Source organism: Amycolatopsis sp. NPDC003731, from assembly GCF_053586895.1.
On sequence record NZ_JBSFNC010000021.1, the window covers coordinates 40990 to 60191 of the forward strand.

The 19202-nt window shown below is 73.5% G+C and carries 16 protein-coding genes; 5 read left to right on the top strand and 11 right to left on the bottom strand.

What is annotated here, in order from left to right; all coding sequences use genetic code 11:
* Window positions 1-102: 102 nt before the first annotated feature.
* From ACWDN5_RS11715 to ACWDN5_RS11735, 5 genes are read right to left on the bottom strand one after another with little or no spacing between them, the layout of a single operon-like run.
* Window positions 103-1395, bottom strand: coding sequence for a DUF58 domain-containing protein (locus ACWDN5_RS11715; RefSeq protein WP_449676180.1), 1293 nt, complete (start codon window positions 1393-1395; stop codon window positions 103-105).
* 1 nt (window position 1396) lies between these two features.
* Complete coding sequence (locus ACWDN5_RS11720) at window positions 1397-2368, bottom strand: AAA family ATPase (protein WP_310970726.1); 972 nt, start codon at window positions 2366-2368, stop codon at window positions 1397-1399.
* Window positions 2365-3504: a DUF4350 domain-containing protein gene (locus tag ACWDN5_RS11725; RefSeq protein WP_449676181.1), complete on the bottom strand. Its 1140-nt coding sequence runs from the start codon at window positions 3502-3504 to the stop codon at window positions 2365-2367. Before ACWDN5_RS11725 ends, ACWDN5_RS11720 begins: the two co-directional genes overlap by 4 nt.
* Window positions 3501-4142 carry a DUF4129 domain-containing protein gene (locus ACWDN5_RS11730; protein ID WP_310970729.1) on the bottom strand — a complete coding sequence of 214 codons (642 nt, stop codon included), beginning with the start codon at window positions 4140-4142 and terminating at the stop codon, window positions 3501-3503. Before ACWDN5_RS11730 ends, ACWDN5_RS11725 begins: the two co-directional genes overlap by 4 nt.
* Window positions 4136-5314 carry a hypothetical protein gene (locus tag ACWDN5_RS11735; protein WP_449676183.1) on the bottom strand — a complete coding sequence of 393 codons (1179 nt, stop codon included), beginning with the start codon at window positions 5312-5314 and terminating at the stop codon, window positions 4136-4138. The genes ACWDN5_RS11730 and ACWDN5_RS11735 overlap by 7 nt, the downstream gene beginning before the upstream one ends.
* Before the next feature lie 250 nt (window positions 5315-5564).
* Here ACWDN5_RS11735 and ACWDN5_RS11740 point away from each other — a divergent pair, with 250 nt between their 5' ends.
* Entirely contained in the window at window positions 5565-6587 is a 1023-nt protein-coding gene (locus tag ACWDN5_RS11740; RefSeq protein ID WP_310970732.1) for a neutral zinc metallopeptidase, read from the top strand.
* Here the strand turns inward: ACWDN5_RS11740 and ACWDN5_RS11745 are convergent.
* Window positions 6580-6999 (bottom strand): hypothetical protein, encoded by a 420-nt coding sequence (locus tag ACWDN5_RS11745; protein WP_449676209.1) that lies wholly within the window; start codon window positions 6997-6999, stop codon window positions 6580-6582. The genes ACWDN5_RS11740 and ACWDN5_RS11745 overlap by 8 nt on opposite strands.
* An 81-nt stretch (window positions 7000-7080) precedes the next feature.
* A complete protein-coding gene (locus ACWDN5_RS11750) occupies window positions 7081-8160 on the bottom strand; it encodes a potassium channel family protein (protein WP_310970733.1) in 1080 nt (359 codons plus the stop codon).
* Between the two features lie 79 nt (window positions 8161-8239).
* Between ACWDN5_RS11750 and ACWDN5_RS11755 the strand changes: the two genes are divergently transcribed.
* The gene (locus tag ACWDN5_RS11755) at window positions 8240-8608 is read left to right on the top strand and encodes a DoxX family protein (protein ID WP_449676185.1); all 369 of its coding nucleotides are present in this window, start codon (window positions 8240-8242) and stop codon (window positions 8606-8608) included.
* Between the two features lie 146 nt (window positions 8609-8754).
* On the opposite strand, the gene ACWDN5_RS11760 is transcribed toward ACWDN5_RS11755, so the two are convergent.
* Window positions 8755-11991, bottom strand: coding sequence for an ATP-dependent helicase (locus ACWDN5_RS11760; protein WP_449676186.1), 3237 nt, complete (start codon window positions 11989-11991; stop codon window positions 8755-8757).
* Window positions 11992-12334: 343 nt separating this feature from the next.
* A complete protein-coding gene (locus ACWDN5_RS11765) occupies window positions 12335-15508 on the bottom strand; it encodes an ATP-dependent helicase (protein ID WP_449676210.1) in 3174 nt (1057 codons plus the stop codon).
* A gap of 234 nt (window positions 15509-15742) precedes the next feature.
* On the opposite strand from ACWDN5_RS11765, the gene ACWDN5_RS11770 reads away from it, so the two are divergent.
* Window positions 15743-16066, top strand: a complete 324-nt coding sequence (locus tag ACWDN5_RS11770; RefSeq protein ID WP_310970739.1) for an MGMT family protein — start codon at window positions 15743-15745, stop codon at window positions 16064-16066.
* 28 nt (window positions 16067-16094) lie between these two features.
* Complete coding sequence (locus tag ACWDN5_RS11775) at window positions 16095-16952, top strand: siderophore-interacting protein (protein WP_449676187.1); 858 nt, start codon at window positions 16095-16097, stop codon at window positions 16950-16952.
* Window positions 16953-16971: 19 nt separating this feature from the next.
* Here ACWDN5_RS11775 and ACWDN5_RS11780 read toward each other — a convergent pair whose 3' ends face one another.
* Window positions 16972-17781 carry a uroporphyrinogen-III synthase gene (locus tag ACWDN5_RS11780; RefSeq protein WP_449676188.1) on the bottom strand — a complete coding sequence of 270 codons (810 nt, stop codon included), beginning with the start codon at window positions 17779-17781 and terminating at the stop codon, window positions 16972-16974.
* Window positions 17774-18742, bottom strand: coding sequence for a helix-turn-helix transcriptional regulator (locus ACWDN5_RS11785; RefSeq protein ID WP_310970743.1), 969 nt, complete (start codon window positions 18740-18742; stop codon window positions 17774-17776). The genes ACWDN5_RS11780 and ACWDN5_RS11785 overlap by 8 nt, the downstream gene beginning before the upstream one ends.
* Window positions 18743-18804: 62 nt before the next feature.
* On the opposite strand from ACWDN5_RS11785, the gene ACWDN5_RS11790 reads away from it, so the two are divergent.
* Complete coding sequence (locus ACWDN5_RS11790) at window positions 18805-19200, top strand: DUF3224 domain-containing protein (RefSeq protein WP_310970745.1); 396 nt, start codon at window positions 18805-18807, stop codon at window positions 19198-19200.
* Window positions 19201-19202 lie beyond the last annotated feature (2 nt).

Sequence of the window (19202 nt, forward strand, 5' to 3'; positions counted from 1 at the left end):
CGAGCCGGCACGCGTGATTGACGGGTCGACACGGCAAGGCTCGTCGTGTCGACCTCCCGATCACGCGTGTCGACCTTCGGATCACGCGTGTCGGCTTTGCGATCACAGTCGTCCTGCGGCCTTCAAGGCCAGGTAACGGTCCGCGAGGGCCGGCGGCAGTTCCTCCGGGACCGCGTCCACCACGTGCACCCCGTGCCGCACCAGGCGTTCGGTCACGCGCTGGCGCTCGGCCGTCGTGCGGGCCGCCGAGGCCGCGTCGTACACCGCTTCCGCGTCCCCGCGGGACGACAGCATCTCCGCCACCCGGGGGTCCGCCACCGACGCCACCACCAGCTCGTGCCGGCCCGTCAGCGAACTCAGCACCGGGAAGAGGCCCTCCTCCAGCGGTGCCGCGTCCAGTCCGGTCAGCAGCACCACCAGCGCGCGCCGCCGGGTCCGCTGGAGGACCTCCGCGATCATCCCGCGCGCGTCCGTCTCCACCAGCGACGGCTCGAGCGGTGCCATCGCGTTCACCAGCGACGTCAGCAACGACGCCCCCGACGACCCCTGCACCGCCGCGCGCAGGCGGCGGTCGTAGGCCAGCAGGTCGACGCGGTCGCCCGCGCGGGAAGCCAAGGCCGCCAGCAACAACGCCGCGTCCATCGCCGCGTCCAGCCGCGGTGCGTCGCCCACCCGGCCCGCCGATATGCGGCCCGTGTCCAGCACCAGGACCACGTGCCGGTCGCGCTCGGGGCGCCACGTCCGGACCATGACGTCCGCCGCGCGGGCCGTGGCGCGCCAGTCGATCGAGCGGACGTCGTCGCCGATGACGTATTCGCGCAGCGAGTCGAATTCCGTGCCCTGGCCCCGGATCAGCACCGCGTTGCGGCCGTCGAGCTGCTGCAGCCGCGCCAACCGCGACGGCAGGTGCTTGCGGCTGTGGAACGGCGGCAGCACCCGGACCGTCCACGGCACCGCGTGCGACCCCTGCCGGGCGGCCAGGCCCAGCGGCCCCACCGAGCGGACCGTCACCCGGGCCGCCGTCCGGTCTCCGCGCCGGGTCGGCCGCAGGGACGTCACCAGGGCCCGCCGCTCCCCCGCCGGGACGTGCACGGCGTGCCGGTCGGCCGCGCCCGCCGATGGCGGCCACGCGTCGCGCAGCTGCCCGCGCACCGCACGGCCACCGGGGTTCGCGACCACCAGCCGCACCTCGCACGGCTCGCCGAGCCGGACCGAGGTGTCGCCCGAGCGCGCGAACGTCAGCGCCCGCACGCTGCCCGCCAGCGCCAGGTCGACGGCGACGAGCACCAGCAGCACCGCGCCGACCGCCAGGATCCCGGTCGTCGACGGCAGCAGCAGCCCGACCACCAGCGCGCCGAACAGCGCCAGCAGCCCGAGCCTTCCGGTGACGGCCATGTCAGCGCGGCACGGGCACGGACGCGAGCACGCGGTCCAGCACGCCGTCCGCGGTGACGCCTTCGAGCTCGGCCTCGGGCCGCACGTCCAGGCGGTGCCGCAGCGCGGGCCGGGCGAGCGCCTTGACGTCGTCCGGGGTGGCGTAGTCGCGCCCGGCGAGCCACGCCCAGGCGCGGGTCACCGCGAGCAACGCCGTGGCGCCACGCGGGGAAACGCCGATCCGCACCGACGGCAGCGACCGCGTCGCCCGGCACAGGTCGACGACGTAGCCGATCACCTCGGGCCCGATCGTCACCCGCGCCACGGCTTCGCGCGCCGCCGCGAGCTCGGGAGCTCCCGCGACGGCCTTGAGGCCCGCCGCGGCGAGGTTGCGCGGGTCGAAGCCCTGCGCGTGCCGCCACAGGATGCCGATCTCGTCCTCGCGCGACGGCGCCGGCATGGTCAGCTTGAGCAGGAACCGGTCCAGCTGCGCCTCCGGCAGCGGGTAGGTGCCCTCGTACTCCACCGGGTTCTGGGTGGCGATCACGATGAACGGGTCCGGCAGCGGCCGCGACTTGCCGTCGATCGAAACCTGCCGCTCCTCCATCGCCTCCAGCAGTGACGACTGCGTCTTCGGCGGCGTCCGGTTGATCTCGTCGGCGAGCAGCAGGTTGGTGAACACCGGCCCCTCGCGGAAGGAGAATTCGCCGCTGTGCGCGTCGTAGACGATCGAGCCGGTGACGTCGCCGGGCATCAGGTCCGGCGTGAACTGCACGCGCGTGGTCTCCAGGTCCAGCGCCGCGGCCAGGGCCCGCACCAGCAGCGTCTTCGCCACGCCCGGGACGCCCTCGAGCAGCACGTGCCCCCGGCAGAGCAGCGCCAGGATCAGCCCGGTGACGGCGGCTTCGTTGCCGACGACGGCCTTGCCGACCTCGGTGCGCAGCGCGATCAGCGCGTCACGGGCCCCGGTCGCGTTCTCGGTACCGCTGGTCAAGTTCGCCCTGCCTCTCGTTCCACCTGATCGAGTTCGCCGGCCAGCCGGACCAGCGCGGGGTCGTCCGGCACCGGCGGGCCGTAGAGGATCGCGCCGACGTCGTTCGCCGGACGGCCGGTCCGCGTGCTCACCGACGCCACCAGCGCCGCCGCGTCGGCGTCGCGCGGCAGGCCCAGTGCGGTCCGCAGCCGGCCGCGCGCGGCTTCCCGCAGCGTCTCGCCCGCGTGCCCGGCCGCCTTGGCCCGCCGGTACAGCCGGGCGCGGCCCTCGGCCGTTTCGGCCGCGCGGACGACGATCGGCAGCGGCTCGGTGACGACCGGGCCGAGCCGGCGCGCCCGCCACAACGCCAGCAAGGCCACCGCGACGAGCGCCTGCGCGGCGCCGTAGTACCAGCCGTCCGGGATCAGGTCGAAGATCGACCGGCGGGAGTCGTCCAGCGCCGGGTCGGACGTGGTCGGCAGGTACCAGACGAGCTTCGGGTGCGCGCCGAGCAACCGCAGCGAAAGGGCCGCGTTGCCCTGCTCGGCGAGCCGCTGGTTGGTCAACGGTGCCGGCGTGCCGAGCAGCGTCGTCGTGCGGTTCCCCTCGGCGAGCTGCAGCAGCGTGCCGCCGCCGTCCTCGCCGGGGTAGCACGAGCGCGCGCCGGGCGAGGTGTAGCCGATCCCGCCGAGCGTGACCTCGCCGGCCGCGACCGCCGCGGCGACCGTGCACTGCGGCGGCAACGTCCCGACGTCGCTGCGCCCGGCCGGGTGCACCAGCGGCAGCGAATCCCGCAGCGTCACCTCGCCCGGCGTCACCAGGACGACGTCGGCCGCGCGCGCCCGCAGCGCGTCGAACCGCTTCGCCGGGGCCAGGTCCGGGGCGGTCACCAGCAGCGTGGTGTCTTCGCCGACTTCGGCGTCCGCTTCGGCGACCGTGTGCGCGGTCCGGACGTCGACGCCCTGGTCTTCGAGCAGTTTCACCAAGGCGTGCGCGCCGCCGGGTTCGTACGAGCCGGGTTCGAGGGCGCCGTAGGCCTGCTCGCCGCGGCCGAGCAGGAGCAGGGCCCCGGCGACGAAGATCAGGACCAGGAGGGCGAGCGGGATCCGGGCGCCGCGCCAGATCCGGCGCAGGTCGGGCGAAACCGAGGTGGTCACGGGGCCGCCATGGCGACCGGCCGCTCACGGCGGCAGCGTTCGTCCAGTTCGGTCAGGGTCCGGTACGCCGCTTCGGTGCCTTCGCGGCCGCCGTAGTGGACGTCGTCGAAGAGCCGGGCGCCCTGCCGCAGCTGATCCGCGACGTTCGGCAGCAGCTGCCCGGCTTCGGCGGCGGCTTCATCCGCCGTCCGGCCGGAGCGGACGTCGAGCAGCGCGCGTTCCTCCAGGGCCCGCACGACGGCGCGGAAGCGGTCGCGGACGGCGTCGTCGAACCGGCCCGCGGCGGCGGCTTCCGCGGCCGAGCGGCGGTAGTCGGCGGCACTCCGGCGCTGCCCGCCGAAGACGACGCGATCGGCCCGCGCCGCGCGGGCGACCTTGCCCGTGCGCACCCGGATCACCACGACGAGCACGATCAGCAGCGCCAGGACCAGCAGCACCCCGAAGATCCCGCCGGGGACGTCCGAGGACAGGCTGTTCAGCAGCTTGTCCAGCTGCTCCCCCAGCCACCGGCCGATCTCCTGCAGGAAACTCGGCCGCGCCTCGCGGTACTTCGGGTCGGAGAGCTCCTGCTCGGCCGCGCGGCGGGCCGCGTCCCGGTCGATGTCGACCGGGACGTCGGTGAGCCGGAAGGTCACCATGCCTGCGGTGGCTGCACCCCGGCGGCGCGGGCCAGTTCGATGTCCATGCCTTCGCGGCGCATCCGCTGGTCGAGGTAGACGATCACGGTGACCAGCGCGACGAACGGGATCGCGACGGTGCCGGCGATGATCTGCCCGGCCGACGCCAGCAGCAGGTCCCCGGTGCTCGGCACGGTCACCTTGCCCGGGTTGAACACCTGGCTGAACATGCCCGTGCCGATGGTGAACGGCAGCTGGATGATGTTCTCGAAGAACGACTCGATGATCCGGGCCAGCAGCAGCACGCCGAGCACCCGCCAGAACGCGCCGCCGACCAGCTTGACCGACCGCGCGAACGCCTCCCGGAACGTGCCGCGCTCGAGCACGAGCGCCGGGGCGGCCAGCGCCCAGAACACCCAGGCGAGCACGCCGGGGATGATGCAGAGCATGACGCCGATGGTGCTCAGGAGCGCGTAGACGAACGCCACGCCGAGCAGCGGCAGCAGCCGCGGCTGCACCTCGCGCCAGGCGATGCCGAAGCTGACCTCGCGGCCCAGCGCGGCCCGGCCCATCACCGCGGCCATCAGGCCGGTGGTGACGGTCAGCAGGAGCGTCGAGACCAGCGTCGAGGAGATCAGCACGATGAACAGGTCGCCGAACGTGCCGAAGAGGGCGTTGCGCAGCTCCTCTTCGGTCGCCGCCGGGCCGAGTTCGACCGTGGTCGCGAAGCTCTCCAGGTCGGTGAGGACGTACCTCTGCAGGACGAACGTGAGCGCGGCGCTGAGCACCGCCACCACCGCGCCGATGCCGAGGATCAGCAGCGCGTGCCGGCGGATCGCGGTGATCGCGCCGTCGAGGATGTCGCCGATGTTCAGCGGCCGCAGCGCGATCACGCCGGGCTTGCCGAGCCCGTCCGGGTTCCAGCGCGGCGGCTGGTACTGCTGCTGCCCGGTGAACGGCGGCAGCGCGTCCGGCCGGTAGGACGACCCGTGCTGCCAGCCCGGCGGCGGGGTCGCGGGCGCGGCCGGGGTGTCCGGTGCCTGCCAGCCTCGCGGCGGCGTCGGCGGTGACGCGGCGTGATCTTCGGGCGGCTTCGGCTCACTCGATCCGGGGGCGGGAGCCGAGGGCACGCCCTGGCTCGGAGTCGGCGTGTCGGCACCCTCGCCGCCGGGCGCGCCACCGGTGTCTGTCATCGAAGCCCCTCGCCTGCAGTACCTGCTTGGCAACACTCTCTCAGAGCCCATTGCACCCGGCCAGACCTGGGGTGACGTCGGTGCGTCGTGACGCGGTGCGCACGGACGGGTGCGAGACGGCCCGTTCCCCCGATATGCTGAATGGCGGGATCGGGTACCCCCGGTCCGTACCGAGACCCTTCGGGACTGCCTAGTGACGCAACCGCCCCCCGGCCAGGAACCGCCTCGCGGAACCGTTCAGCCGCCGCCGGTGCCGGATGCGCAACCGGATCTCCCGTGGCTCGGCCGCCCGCACACCGTGTCCGCACCGAGGCGCCGGTCACCGGCGGCGGTGATCGGCGTGTGCCTCGGCGCGGTGGCCGTGCTGGTGCTCGGCCTGGTCGCGATCGTCGCCCTCAACCGCGACGAGACCCCGCTGGCCAACGCGAACTTCCGGGACGTCCCGACCTCGCAGGACGTCCCCCCGCAGCAGCTGCCGCCCGGCGGCGCGGGGGCCCCGGCGTCGGCGTCGAACCCGGCGACCGAGCTCTCGACGCCCAGCCCGACCGGGCCGCAGAAGATCCTCAAGCTGGCCGACCACCCGATCCTGCAGGACCCGAACGCCGGCCTGCAGAACCGCGTCTGCACGCTGCCGGCCTGGCAGAGCACGCAGGAAGGCGCGGAAGCGTTCTTCACCGCGGCCAGCAAGTGCCTGGACGCGGCGTGGGGCCCCTTCCTCGAGGCCTACCACCTGCCGTTCACGTCGCCGTCGCTGCACTTCCCGACCGGCGCGAGCTTCGAGACCGAGTGCGGCACGATCCAGGTCGGCATCGCCACGGCCGCGTACTACTGCGAAAACAACCTGTACGTCCCGTTCCGCGGCCTGCAGACCGACCAGTACGGCAACAACCCGGGTGTCTACCTGGCCCTGTTCGCCCACGAGTACGGCCACCACGTGCAGGAGGTCGCCGGGCTGATGGACGCGGCCTGGCAGAAGATCTACGAAGCGGGCCAGAACAGCCCGGCCGGGCTGGAGATGTCGCGGCGCAAGGAACTGCAGGCCCAGTGCTTCTCGGGGATGTTCCTCGGCGCGCACGTCGACCAGGGCGGCACGATCAGCCGCGACATGTACAACAAGGCCTGGAACGACCAGGAGACCCGCGGCGACAACACCTCCCGCAGCCACGACCACGGGACGAACGCGCACTACGCGTCCTGGTGGCGGGCGGGCGCGACGAGCAACCGGATCGCCGACTGCAACACCTTCGCGGCGCCGTCGTCCGAGGTCAGCTAGCGGTTCTGGGGCGCAGCGGGATGCTCAGCCACAGGTAGACGAACATCCCGCCGGAGAAGCACGCGAACACCAGCAGGGCCAGGCCGAGCGGGCGCCGGGCGTCGGACGCGCCCATCGACGTGTCCGCGGCGGTGACGGTGACCTGGCCGGTGTCGGGCAGCACGTCCGGCACCGCGACCTCGACGCGCTCGCCCTGCCCGTGCCCGCAGCCGTCGAGCGTGCCTTCGTGGGCCTTCCCGGCGACGGTGAACTTGACGGTTTCCTTGGCGTCAGCCCGGCCGCAGGGCGCCGGCTTGGTCACCTCCGCCTGCACCGGCGCGCCCAGGACGTCGTTGCCGATGCCGAGCAGGCCGGGCCCGGCCAGCCAGGCGAGCAGCACGACGAGCACACCCGCCGCGGCGGGGATCGCCACCGTGGGCCACGTGAGGGCGAGGGATCGCGGGGGCACCCGGCCATGGTTCCAGATCCCGCGGGCAAAACCCAGGCGCCCTGGTCACCGCTCGATCTTCTCCGCCTGGGTGACCTTTTTGACGTAAAGCAGCTTGTCGCCCGGTTCGATGGCGTCGGCCTGCGGGGCGTCGATGCGGTACAGGACGCCGTCGCGGACCAGGCCGAGGACGAGGTCGGCCAGGTGCCGCGGCGAACCGCCCTCTTCGGACGGTTCGACCGCCCGCTCGGCGATCGCCAGCCCCGATTCGGGGGTCAGCAGGTCCTCCATGATGTCGACGACCAGCGGCGTCGACGTCGCCATGCCGAGCAGCCGCCCGGCCGTCTCGCTGGAGACGACGACCTGGTTGGCGCCCGACTGCTTGAGCAGGTGGACGTTCTCCGCCTCCCGCACCGACGCGACGATGTGCGCCTTGGGCGCCAGCTCGCGGGCGGTGAGCGTGACGAGCACCGCCGTGTCGTCCCGGTTCGGGGCGACGACGACCGCCCGCGCGTGCTGGACCGCGGCCACCCGCAGGACGTCCGCCCGGGTGGCCGAGCCGTGCACGGCGACGAGGCCGAGCGCGCTCGCCGCGTCGAGGGCCTGCTGGTCGGTGTCGACGACGACGATCTGCTCCGGGGCGACGTCCTCGTCGCCGAGCAGCGCGTTGACGGCGGACCGGCCCTTGGTGCCGAACCCGACGACGACCGTGTGGTCGCGCACCTTCGTCCTCCACTTCTGGATCTTGAACGCCTGGCGGGAGCGCTCGGTGAGCACTTCCAGGGTGGTCCCGACCAGGACGATGAGGAAGAGCACCCGCAGCGGGGTGATCACCAGGACGTTCACCAGCCGCGCGGACGACGTGGCCGGCGCGATGTCGCCGTAGCCGGTCGTCGAGAGCGAGACGGTGGCGTAGTACAGGCTGTCCAGCAGGGAGAGGCCGTCGCCGTTGGCGTCGCGGTAGCCGTCGCGGTCGAGGTAGACGATGACCACCGTGGCCAGCAGCGCGAGCGTCGCGCCGATGATCCGCTTGACGATCGAGCGGAGCGGGCTGACCGTCAGCTCCGGCATCCGCAGGACGCCGACGAGCTCGTGGTCGGGCCGATCGGTGAGACTGCCCAGCGGCAACCGTTTGAGGGCCTTCATGCTGGCTCGTGTCGAGCGTCACTCACGCCCGGAGGATAGCCGAACCGGACACCGCGCCGCCGCGTGGAACGATGAGTTCATGGCAACCTCGCAACGGCCCGCGCACGTGTTGGCGGGCGCGCTGGGCTTCATGGGCGTGCTGCACTTCGCCGTCCCCAAGCCGTTCGACGGCCTGATCCCGGCGTCGCTGCCGGGCTCTCGGCGGGCCTGGACGTACGGCTCGGGCGTGGCGGAACTGGCGGTCGCGGCCGCGGTGGCGACGCCACGCACCCGCCGCCTCGGCGGCCTGGCGGCGGCCCTGCTGTTCCTGGGCGTGTTCCCGGGGAACGTCAAGATGGCGGTGGACGCTCGTCGAGCACCGGCCCCGCAGCGCGCGATCGCCTGGGCGCGCCTGCCGCTGCAGTGGCCCCTGATCGCCTGGGCCCTGAAGGTCCGCGACAACGCGTGAACCGCGTGATCCAGCGGTCGGCACGCGTGATCGAAGGGTCAACTCGCGTGATTCAAGGGTCGACACGGCGACCCAGCCCGAACCCCGGTGTGTCGTCCCCTCAATCACGCGTGTCGACTTCTCAATCACGCGTGTCGGCTCTCTGATCACGCCTCGGGGAGGTCGCGGAGCAGGCCGCGGAGGGCTTCCGGGGCCAGGAGGTCGGCGGGGCGGATCGTGCGGTTCGCGCGGACGTAGTGGAACGCCGCGCGGACCCGCTCCACCGGGACGTCCTTCAGCGCCGCCCAGGCCATCCGGTACGCCGCCAGCTGGACCGACAACGCGGGGATGCGGGACTCCGGCGGGACCGCGCCGGTCTTCCAGTCGACCACCGTCCAGCCGCCGTCGGGGTCGGCGAACACCGCGTCCATCCGGCCGCGCAGAGTGATGCCTTCGACGTCGGCCGAGAACGTCACCTCCACCGCCACCGGGACCCGCGCCGCCCACTCGCTCTTCTCGAACTCCGTCTGCAGTTCCTCGAAGTCCGCGTCGGGGGCCTCGCCGAAGTCGGCCGCGCCCGGGAGGTCGTCGATCTCGATGAGCTGGTCGCCAGCGAAGCGGCGCTCCAGCCAGCCGTGGAACTCCGTGCCGCGGCGGGCGAAGCTGTTGGGCTCCACCGGGAGCGGGCGGCGCAGGTCGGCGGCGAGGCGGCCGGCGTCGTCGGCCAGGGCGACCAGCTGGCTCACCGAAAGCCGCGACGGCAGCGGGACCCGGTGCACGTGGTCGTCCTTGCGCGCCCACTCCTCGAGCAGGACGTCGGTGTCGGTCACCCAGCCGTCGGGATCGTCGTCCTCGGCTTCTTCCGAAGGCTCGGCGGCCAGGGCTTCGGACACCAGTTCCACGCCGGTCTGCACGCCGGTGCGGCGGTCGCCCAGCGGGTCGACCGGCCAGCGCGCCGCCCGCGAGTCCGTCACCAGCGGGTTTTCGTCGTCCTTGTCCGGTTCCGGCGCCCACTCCGCGAGCTGCCCGATGCCGGTCTCGCGCAGGACCTCGGCGATCTCGGTGAGGAACTCCGACGGCCCCTTCGCCCGGCTGCTGCTCTCGTTCCACCAGTGCCCGGAGACGATCATCGCGTGCTCGGACCGCGTCAGCGCGACGTAGCAGAGCCGCCGTTCTTCCGCCTGTTCCCGTTCGACGAACCCGGCTTCGTGCAGCTCCAGTCCATCTTGGACTTCCTTGCGGTCGTAGCCCTCGACGATGTCCAGCGTCGGCAGGTCCTCGGCGTCACCGCGCAGCTTGGCCGGCAGCGACGTCGCGGTCCGCAACCACGACGACGACCGGCGGCGCCCGGGGAAGACGTCCTGCACCAGGTGCGGCACGGCGACGACCTCCCATTCGAGGCCCTTCGCCGAGTGCACGGTCAGCACCTGCACGCGGTCCGGGACGACCTCGACCTCGCCGGGGGTGAGCCCGTCTTCGGCGTGCGCGGCGGTGTTCAGGTAGTCCACAAAGGACAGAAGGGTGGCGGTCGGCGCCGTCTCGGCGTAGTCGGTGACGACTTCGGCGAACGCGTCCAGGTGCGCCCTTCCCGCGGATCCTGGCCGGGCCAGCGATTCGACGTCCAGCAGCATGGTGCGTTCGACGTCGGCGACGAGCTCCGGCAGCGACTGGTCGAGCCGCCGCCGCAACGCCGCCAGCTCCCACCCGATCCGCCGGATCCGCCGGTAGCCCTCCTCGGAGTACCGCTCCGGGTCGCCCGGTTCGTCGATGGCGTCGATGAGACCGGCCTGCTCGACGCGCTCGACGACCAGTTCCGGCGTGTCCGGCTTCTCGGGGCTGGACAGCTCGCCGGCGCGCCGCCACAGCGCGGCGACGTCGGCGGCGGAGAGCCGCCAGCGGGCGCCGGTCAGCAGCCGGGCCGCGGCGCTGCCGGACAGCGGGTCGGCGAGCACCTTCAGCGTCGACACGAGGTCCGCGACCTCGGGCTCGTCCAGCAGCCCGCCGAGCCCGACCACCTCGACGGGCAGCCCGCGCGCCCGCAGTTCGGCGGCGATCGGCGCCATGTCGGCGCGGCGCCGCACGAGCACCGCGGCGGTCGGCGGCTTGCCGGTTTCCTCTTGGTGGGCGTACCAGCGCCGGGCGAGCGCGTCGGCGACCCACGCGCGTTCGGCGCGGATGTCCGGCAGCAGCGCACAGGCGAGGTCGGCGGGCCCGGCGCCGTCGCGCGCCCGCAGCCGTTCGACGCCGAGGCCGCGGGCGCGCAGCGGTTCGGCGATCGCGTTCGCGAGGTCGAGGATTTCCGGCGGGTTGCGGAAGCTGGTCAGCAGCCCGAATTCGTGCGCGGGGACGAGCCGTTCGCCGTCGAAGCGCGGGAAGTCCGTGGTGAACCGGGGCAGGTTGGCGGCGCTGGCGCCGCGCCAGCCGTAGATGGCCTGCGCGGGGTCGCCGACGGCGGTGACCGGCATCGGCGGGTTCTCGACGCCGCCGAACAGCGCCCGCAGCAGCACGCGCTGGGCGTGGCCGGTGTCCTGGTATTCGTCGAGGAGGACGGCGCCGTAGCGCTCCCGCTCGCCGCGCACGACCGACGGGTACCCGCCGGCCAGCTGGGCCGCGAGGGACATCTGGTCGGCGAAGTCGAGTGCGCCTTCGTTGCGCTTGCGGCGGTGGTAGTCGTCGACGAGCGGGAGGAGGGCGAGCCGGAAGTGTTGCGCGGCCATGATTTCGGTGAGCTTCTGCGGCAGCGCGGCTCGTTGGCCCTTGGCGCGCGGGGCGTTCTCGATGACTCTGCACAGCCAGGTCGTGTACTCGGCGAGCTGTTCGGTGGAGACGAGGTGCTCGCCGAGCTCGCCGGCCAGCGCGAGGAGGTCGGCGGTGACGGTCGGCGGGACGCGGTCGGTGTCGAGTTCGTTGTCCCATGTGGACACCACGCGGTGCGCGATCTGCCACGACGACGTCTCGGAGAGGAGCCGGACGCCGGGCTGGACGGGCAGGCGAAGGCCGTGTTCGGACAGCAGGCGGCCGGCGTAGGCGTGGTAGGTGAGGACGGTGGGTTCGCCGGCGACCACGGTCGACCGCAGGCCGCCGGTCGGGTCGAGGCGGTCGAGGAGGCCGGACCCGGCGAGGCGGCGCAGGCGCGCGCGGACGCGTTCGCCGAGCTGGCGCGCGGCTTTGCGGGTGAAGGTGAGGCCGAGGACGCGGTCGGGGCTGACGATGCCGTTGGCGACGAGCCAGACGACCCGCGCGGCCATGGTTTCGGTCTTCCCGGCCCCGGCCCCGGCGACGACGAGGGAGGGTTCGACGGGCGCGGCGATGACGGTGGCCTGTTCGGGCGTGGGCCGGTGCAGCCCGAGCGCATCGGCGAGTTCGGCGGGCTCGACGGGGTTGGCGATGACGAGCGGGCTCACGGCCGCACCTCGCGGGGCTCCGGCTCGGTCGCGTGCTCACGCCTGGCTGAACTCACCGGATAGTTCACACGCTCGCCGCCCGACCAGCGCCGCACTGCCGCGCGTGAACTAACCAGATGGTTCACAAGCCCTGCGCCCAGCCAGCTCGCCGCAGCCAACGAACTCACCGGATAGTCCACAAACCCACCACCCAGCCAGCGCTGCACCACCGCGCCTGAACTAACCAGATGGTTCACAAACCCCGCACCCAGCCGACCCCGCGCAGGCAACGAACTCACCAGATAGTCCACAAGCCCGCCGCCCGGCCGCCCCCGCCCCACAGCGCCTGAACTAACCAGATGGTTCACAGCCCCGGCACCTGCCGCCCCTCGGGCCGGAGCGGGCAGCACCCGCGCGCCGGGCAGCGGTCGCAGTCCGGGTTCTCCTGGGCCTGGTAGTCCGGACCCGCCGCCGAGGCCGCCGCCTTCTGGACCAGCTCCAGCCACTGCTTGCCGCCCACCTCGTCGAGCGGCGGCTGGGACCGCTCCGTCGCTCCCGTCTTGTTGTTCGCCTTCGCCACATACACGAGCCGGGCGCCACCCGCCTCGGTCCGGCCCTCGATCGCCCCCAGCAGCACCGCCAGCTGGTACGCCGCCAGCTGCGGGTGCGCCTCGGCCTCCGCCCCGGACACCGGGACCTTGCCCGTCTTGATGTCCACGATCACGGGCCGCCCCTCGGAGTCGAGCTCCACCCGGTCGACCCGCCCGCGCAGCAGCACCCGGACCTCGTCCGCGCCCCCGGCCGGCAGCTCGACCTCGATGTCCTGCTCGACCCCGGCTTCCTTGAGCTCCGCCCGGCTGCGCTCCAGCCACGTCGTGAAGTTCCGCAGCATCTGCTCGACCCGCCGCCGCTCCCGCCGCGAGAACCACGGCGCCCCGGCGTCGACGCGCACCCACGCCTCGTCCAACGCGGCCTGCAGCTCCGCGTCCGTCGAACCGGACGCGACCGCCTGGGCGAGCCCGTGCACCAGCGTCCCCGTCACCGCCGCGAGCTGGGCCGGGTCGCTGCCGCCGTGGCGCTCGATCATCCAGCGCAGCGGGCACTTCGTCAGGATTTCCACTGTGGACGGTGAGATCCGGATCAGGTCGCCCGGCGGGTGCACCGGCTCGTCGCTGGACGCCGGGAGCAGGCCGTACCACGTCGACGGGTGCGCGCCGGGCACGCGGGCGTCGGCCAGCCGGGCCAGCTGTTTCGCCGCCCGACGCCGCCGCGCGGGGTCGGCCTTGTCGTCGCAGACGACCTCGCGCAGCTCCCCCACCAGCTCGGCGAGCACCAGCGACCGGCCCGGCGGCTTCATCCGCGAGTCGAGCCCGCCGTCGTCGGCGCCGTTCTCCTCCAGGTCGTCGAGGAACCGGGACGGCTGCTCGTCCTCCCCCGACACCGCGGTGACCAGCAGCGTCCGCTTCGCGCGGCTCAGCGCGAGGTAGAACAGGCGCCGCTCCTCGGCGAGGATCGGCGCGGTCTGGGAGACGGCGTCGTCGTCGACCCCGGCCATCAGGTCCTTGAGCCGCTCCACGCCCAGCACGGACCCCCGCAGCCGCAGGTCCGGCCACGCGCCCTCCTGCACGCCCGCGACGGCGACGACCGTCCACTCGCGACCGGCGGCGGCGTGCGCGGTGAGCAGCGAGACACCGTCGGACGGGACGGCCGCCGGCGCCAGCGTGTCGCCAGCAATCCTCTGCGCGCCAAGGTAATCCGCAAAGGAGGCGACGCTTGCGCGCGGCAGCCGGTCGACGTACCGGCCCGCGGCGTCGAACAGCGCGACGACGGCGTCGAGGTCGCGATCGGCCTGCGCCCCCAGCGACCCGCCGCGTTCGACCTGCTTCAGCAGCTTGTCCTGCAGCCCGCTCTCCCGCCACAGCTGCCACAGCACCTGCTCCACACCCTCGCCGCGCGCGACGGCCTGGTGCGTGACGCGCAGCAGCCCGCCGACGCGCCGCACCGGCTCGGCCTCGGCGTCGGCGAGCCCGGCCAGGATGTCGCCGCCGCGCAACGCTTCGACGAGCAGCTCGTCGCTCGACCGCTGGCCGCCGCCGGCCAGTTCGAGCCGGCGTAGGCCGCGCCGCAACCGCCGCAGCGCCAAGGGATCCGCGCCGCCGAGGGCCGACGAAAGCAGCATCTCCGCGAGGTCGACGTCGAGGAGCTCGGGCGACGGCGCGAGCTTCAGCACGGCCAGCAGCGGCCGCACCGCGGGCTGCTTGGCCAGCGGCAGTTCCTCGGTCGCCGACCCGATCGGGACGCCGGCCGCGCGCAACGCGCGTTGCAGGACCAGGAAAGTCCGCGCGGGCGATCGGACGAGCACCGCGATCTCCGACCACGGCACGCCGTCGACGAGGTGCGCGCGACGCAGCTGGTCGGCGATCCAGCTCGCCTCGGCGGCGGGCGTCGGCATCACGCGGACGCGGACGTTCCCCCCGGTCGCTCCGCGTGGCGGCACGATCTTGCGGTGCGGCGACGCGCCCGGCAGCGTCGCGCCGATCTTGGCCACCGCGAGCCGGACGGCCGGGGCGAGCCGGTGGGCCGTGGTGAGCGTGACGGTCCGGCTGCCGTCCGGGTCGGCGTCGGCGAACAGGCGCGCGTCCGCGCCGCGGAAGGAGAACACGTTCTGGTCGGGGTCGCCGGCCACGACGAACTCGGCCGCGGTGTGCCCGATCACCCGGACCAGGCTGGTCTGCAGCGGGTCGAGGTGGTGGGCGTCGTCGACGAACAGGTGCCGGACGCGGGTGCGCTCGCGTTCGCGCAGCTCGTCGTCGTCTTCGAGGGCGAGCAACGCGGAGGTGACGAGCTCGGCGGCGTCGAGGGCGGGCGCGCTCGCGACACCGAGGGCGTTGCCGCCCGCGCCCTGCAGCTGCGTGACTTCTTCGTACTGCGCCCAGAACTCCCCGGCGGCGATCCACTCCTCGCGGCCGCGGCGCCGGCCCAGCTCGGCGAGGTCCCCGGGGCCGAGGCCGCGCTCGGCCGCGCGCATCAGCAGGTCGCGCAGCTCCTCGGCGAAGCCGGGGACCATCAGGGCGGGCCGCAGCTGCTCGGGCCAGTACTCGGCCTCTTCGTCGAGGTCACCGGCCAGGAGTTCGCGGACGACGACGTCCTGTTCGGCGCCGGCCAGCAGCCGCGGCGGCGGGAGCTCTTCGGCCATCGCCTCCAGCCGCAGCAGCGAGTAGGCGTAGGAGTGCACGGTGCGGACGAGCGGTTCGCGCACGGTCCGGGGCAGCGGCCGCGCCAGGTCGGGGTCGGCGGTGAGCCGCCGGGTGATGTCGGCGCGCAGCGCGTCGGCGGATTTGCGGGACGTGGTGAGCACGAGGACGCTCTCCGGGTCGGCGCCCTCGGCGATGCGGCGGGTGGCGGCCGAGGCCAGCAGCGCCGTCTTGCCGGTGCCCGGGCCGCCGAGCACGCGGAGGAACCCGCCGGGTGCGGAGAGCACGCGCCGCGCGCCTTCGTCCCAGGTGAACGATGGTGTGGCGACGATCGGCGTGCGCACCAGCCGCGCGTCCGCCTGCGCCGTTCGCCTCCCGTTCACCCCGCGATGGAACCACGCCCGGTCCCCCGGGTGGCGCACCGGCACGGCTTAGCGGGGGTCCGTTCGGCGAAGGCGCCGCAGCGTGCGCTGGATGGTTGCGAAAAGTGTCGGTGACATCTGGGGCTCCGCCCCAAGCCGGGGGCTCCGCCACCCGAACCCCCGAAAAATGTCGTACCCATCCGGCACAGTGTCGGTATGGACGACGTTCTGCACGAGCGCGTGCGGGAGATCATCGAGTCGGTGCCGGCCGGCACGGTGGCGACGTACGGCGACATCGCCGCCCTCGCGGGGGCGCCGTCGCCGCGGATGGTCGGCGCGATCCTGGCCGAGGACGGGCACGACCTTCCGTGGCACCGGATCCTGCGCGCGAACGGCACCCCGGCGCCGCACCTGGTCCACGACCAGCTGGAACGGTTGCGCGCCGAGGGTGTGCTGGCCGACGGCCAGCGCATCGACCTGCGGAAGTACCGGTGGAAACCGGACGGAGAGGAGGACCACGGACCGGAAGGACTGTTCTGAACTCGCGTCGTTAGGTTAGCCTCGCCTAATGACGACCCAGCTGGAGCGACCTGCCCTGACCTACCACCGGGCGCGGGTGACCGTCGTCCGGCCGGTCACGCCGCACCTCGTGCGCGTGACGTTCGCCGCGGAGAGCTTCCGCGACGTGCCGGCCGGGGCGCCCGACCAGTACGTCAAGGTGTTCTTCCCGCAGCCCGGGCAGGAAGCGCCGGTGCTGCCGGAGACGGCTTCCGACGTCATGTCCTGGTACCGCACGTACCTGGCGATGCCGGACGGCGTCCGGCCGCCGATGCGCACGTACACGGTCCGGACCCACCGCCCGGACGCGGCGGAGATCGACGTCGACTTCGTGCTGCACGGCGACACCGGGCCGGCCTCGGCGTGGGCGTCGCGGGCGACACCGGGCGACCGCGTGACGTTCACGGGGCCGTACGGGCTGTACGCACCGCCGGAGGACTGCGGCTGGCAGCTGCTGGTGGGCGACGAGACGGCGCTGCCGGCGATCGGCGCGATCATCGAGCAGCTCCCGCCGGGCGCGCGCGCCTCGGTGTACGTCGAGCTGGCGGACCGCGCGGACCGGCAGGTGTTCGAGACGCGCGGAGCGGTGGAGGTCCACTGGGTGCTGCGCGGGTCACGGCCGCTGGGCGAGGCGTTGCTGGAGGCGTTGCGCGGCGCGGCGTTCCCGGGCGGGACGCCGTATGCGTGGGTGTCCGGCGAGGCGGGCGTGGTGAAGTCGGTGCGGCGCCACCTGGTGCGCGAGCGCGAGGTGGACAAGCGGCTGATCTGCTTCACGGGCTACTGGCGGCTCGGGATGAGCGAGGAAGCGGCCGGCCGCGAGGCGGTCCGGGCGGCGGAGGCAGGCGAAGCCCTGGCCGAAGCGGACTGAGTCCGCGCAAGCGGGCGGGCTACTCCCTGCCGAGCTTCGTGGCCAGGAGTTTCACCAGGGCACCCAGGCGCTGGCGGTCCGGCTGCAGCGTCTCGATGCCCGCCGCCTCCAGTGGGGCCGCCGTCACCGGGCCGACGCACGCGCACACCAGCGGGCCGCGCAGGGCCGTCAGCAGGTCGTCGTAGTGCCCGGACGTGCGCGCCAGCGTCAGGAAGTTCGCCGCGGCCGGGGCGCTCGTGAAGGCCAGCGCGGCCAGCTCGCCCGCGACGATCGCGTCGATCAGGTCGTACACCGGGGTGACGTCCGGCGGGGAATGCCAGCGGTACGGCTGCACCTCCACCAGGGAGGCGCCGGCCTGCACGAGGGGGTCGGTGAGCTCCGGCAGCGGCGTTCCGTGCAGCTGGACGGCGACCCGCTCGCCGGCCACCCCGGCCGAGGTCAACGCCCCGAACAGCTCGGCGTTCGACTCCGACGCGGCCGAAAAGGACTCGCGCAGGCCGGCCCCGCGGACCGCGCCCACCGCCTTCGGGCCGCGTGCGTAGATCCGCGACTCCCCCAGCGCCGCCACGAGCCGATCGCGCAGGCCCCAGCCCCCGGCCGCCTCGAGCCAGCCGCGGAAACCGGCGCCCGTGGTGACCACCGTGAAGCCGACCGGCTCCGCCAAGACCGCCTCGGTGCCCGCGCGCAACGCCGGGTCGCTGTCCAGGGGCACGATGGTGATCGTCGGCGCGTGGCGGACCTCGGCGCCGTGGCGTTCGAGGGCCGCGATGAATTCGCCCGCTCGCCGCTCGGCCGTGACCCCGATGGCGATACCGCTCAGCTCACCCATAGAACGCGCCCATCTCCTCGATCGCTTCGGCCAGCTCCGCCCGGAGGTCCGCCGGTTCCAGGACCTCCAGGTGCGGCCCGAAGCGCAGCAGCTCGCCGATGGCCGGTTCGCCCGGCTCCACCGGCAGCTCCACGGTGAGCCAGCCGTCCGCGTCGGGCTCGTTCCGGCAGTCGCGCAACGCGCGGGCGCCGACGGAACCTCCGTAGAACGGTACGAGGGCCTGCGCCCGCGGCGAAAGGCGCACCACCGCGACGCGCGGGTACATCCGGCGTTCGAACTGCTCGGACCACTCCTGCCAGTACCGCGCTAGGTCGAAGCCGGCCGGCCGCTCGAAGACCTCGCCGAGGTCGGTCAGCTCCAGGACCCGCGAGATCCGGTACGTCCGGTCGGTGCCCTCGCAGCGGCCGGCGAGGTACCAGTTGCCCGCCTTGAGGATCAGCCCGAGCGGCTCCAGGTCCCGTTCGACGACCCGCTGCCCCCAGCGTTCGTAGCGGATCCGGATCCGGTGCGACGACCACACGGCGTCGGCGATCGCCGACAGCGTCGGCAGGCTCTCGATGCCCCGGTGCCAGCCCGGGACGTCCAGGTAGAACCGCTCGGCGACGCGGCCGGCGCGATCGCGCAGCTCGCCCGGCAGCGCGGCGTACAGCTTGAGCTGCGCCGCCGCCAGCACCGTGCCGAGCCCGAGCTCGGCCGCCGCCACCGGCAGGCCGGCCAGCGACAGCGACTGGGCCTCTTCCTCGGTCATCCCGGTGAGCCGGGTGCGGTAGCCGTCGACCAGCCGGTAGCCGCCGGTCCGGCCGCGGTCGGCGTACACCGGGACGCCGGACGCCGAGAGCGCGTCGATGTCCCGGTAGACCGTCCGCACCGAGACCTCGAGCTCTTCGGCCAGCTCCTCGGCCGTCATCCGGCCGCGGTTCTGCAGCAGCAGGAGGACGGACAGGAGGCGGCTGGCGCGCATGGTCCAAGTTTGGCAGAAATACCTGACACAAGCTGACAGGTATGCCCGGCAGGGTGATCCCCATGAACGGATTTACGACGAAAAACTGGGAAGAGAAGATCGTCAGCGGCACCGAGGGCGGGCCGCGGGTGGCCTACGCGCACGCCACCTTCGCGTACCAAGGCGTCATCGAGGGTGAGTCGATCTGCGACCTTCTGCTGTACTACGCGGGCGAAGGGTACGAAAGCGGCGAGACGACGTCGCCGTGCTTCGAACGCTTCGAGGGCAAGGTCGACGGTCGTGAAGGGACGTTCATCGTGCGCCACGAGTACACCTTCGACGCGAAGGGCATCGCCTCGACGTTCACCGTCGTCCCCGGCTCGGGCACCGGCGACCTGGCCGGGCTCACCGGCCGCGGCACCGCCGGCGGCGCGATGGGCGAGGACCCGATCGGCTACACGTTCGAGTACGCGTTCTAGGA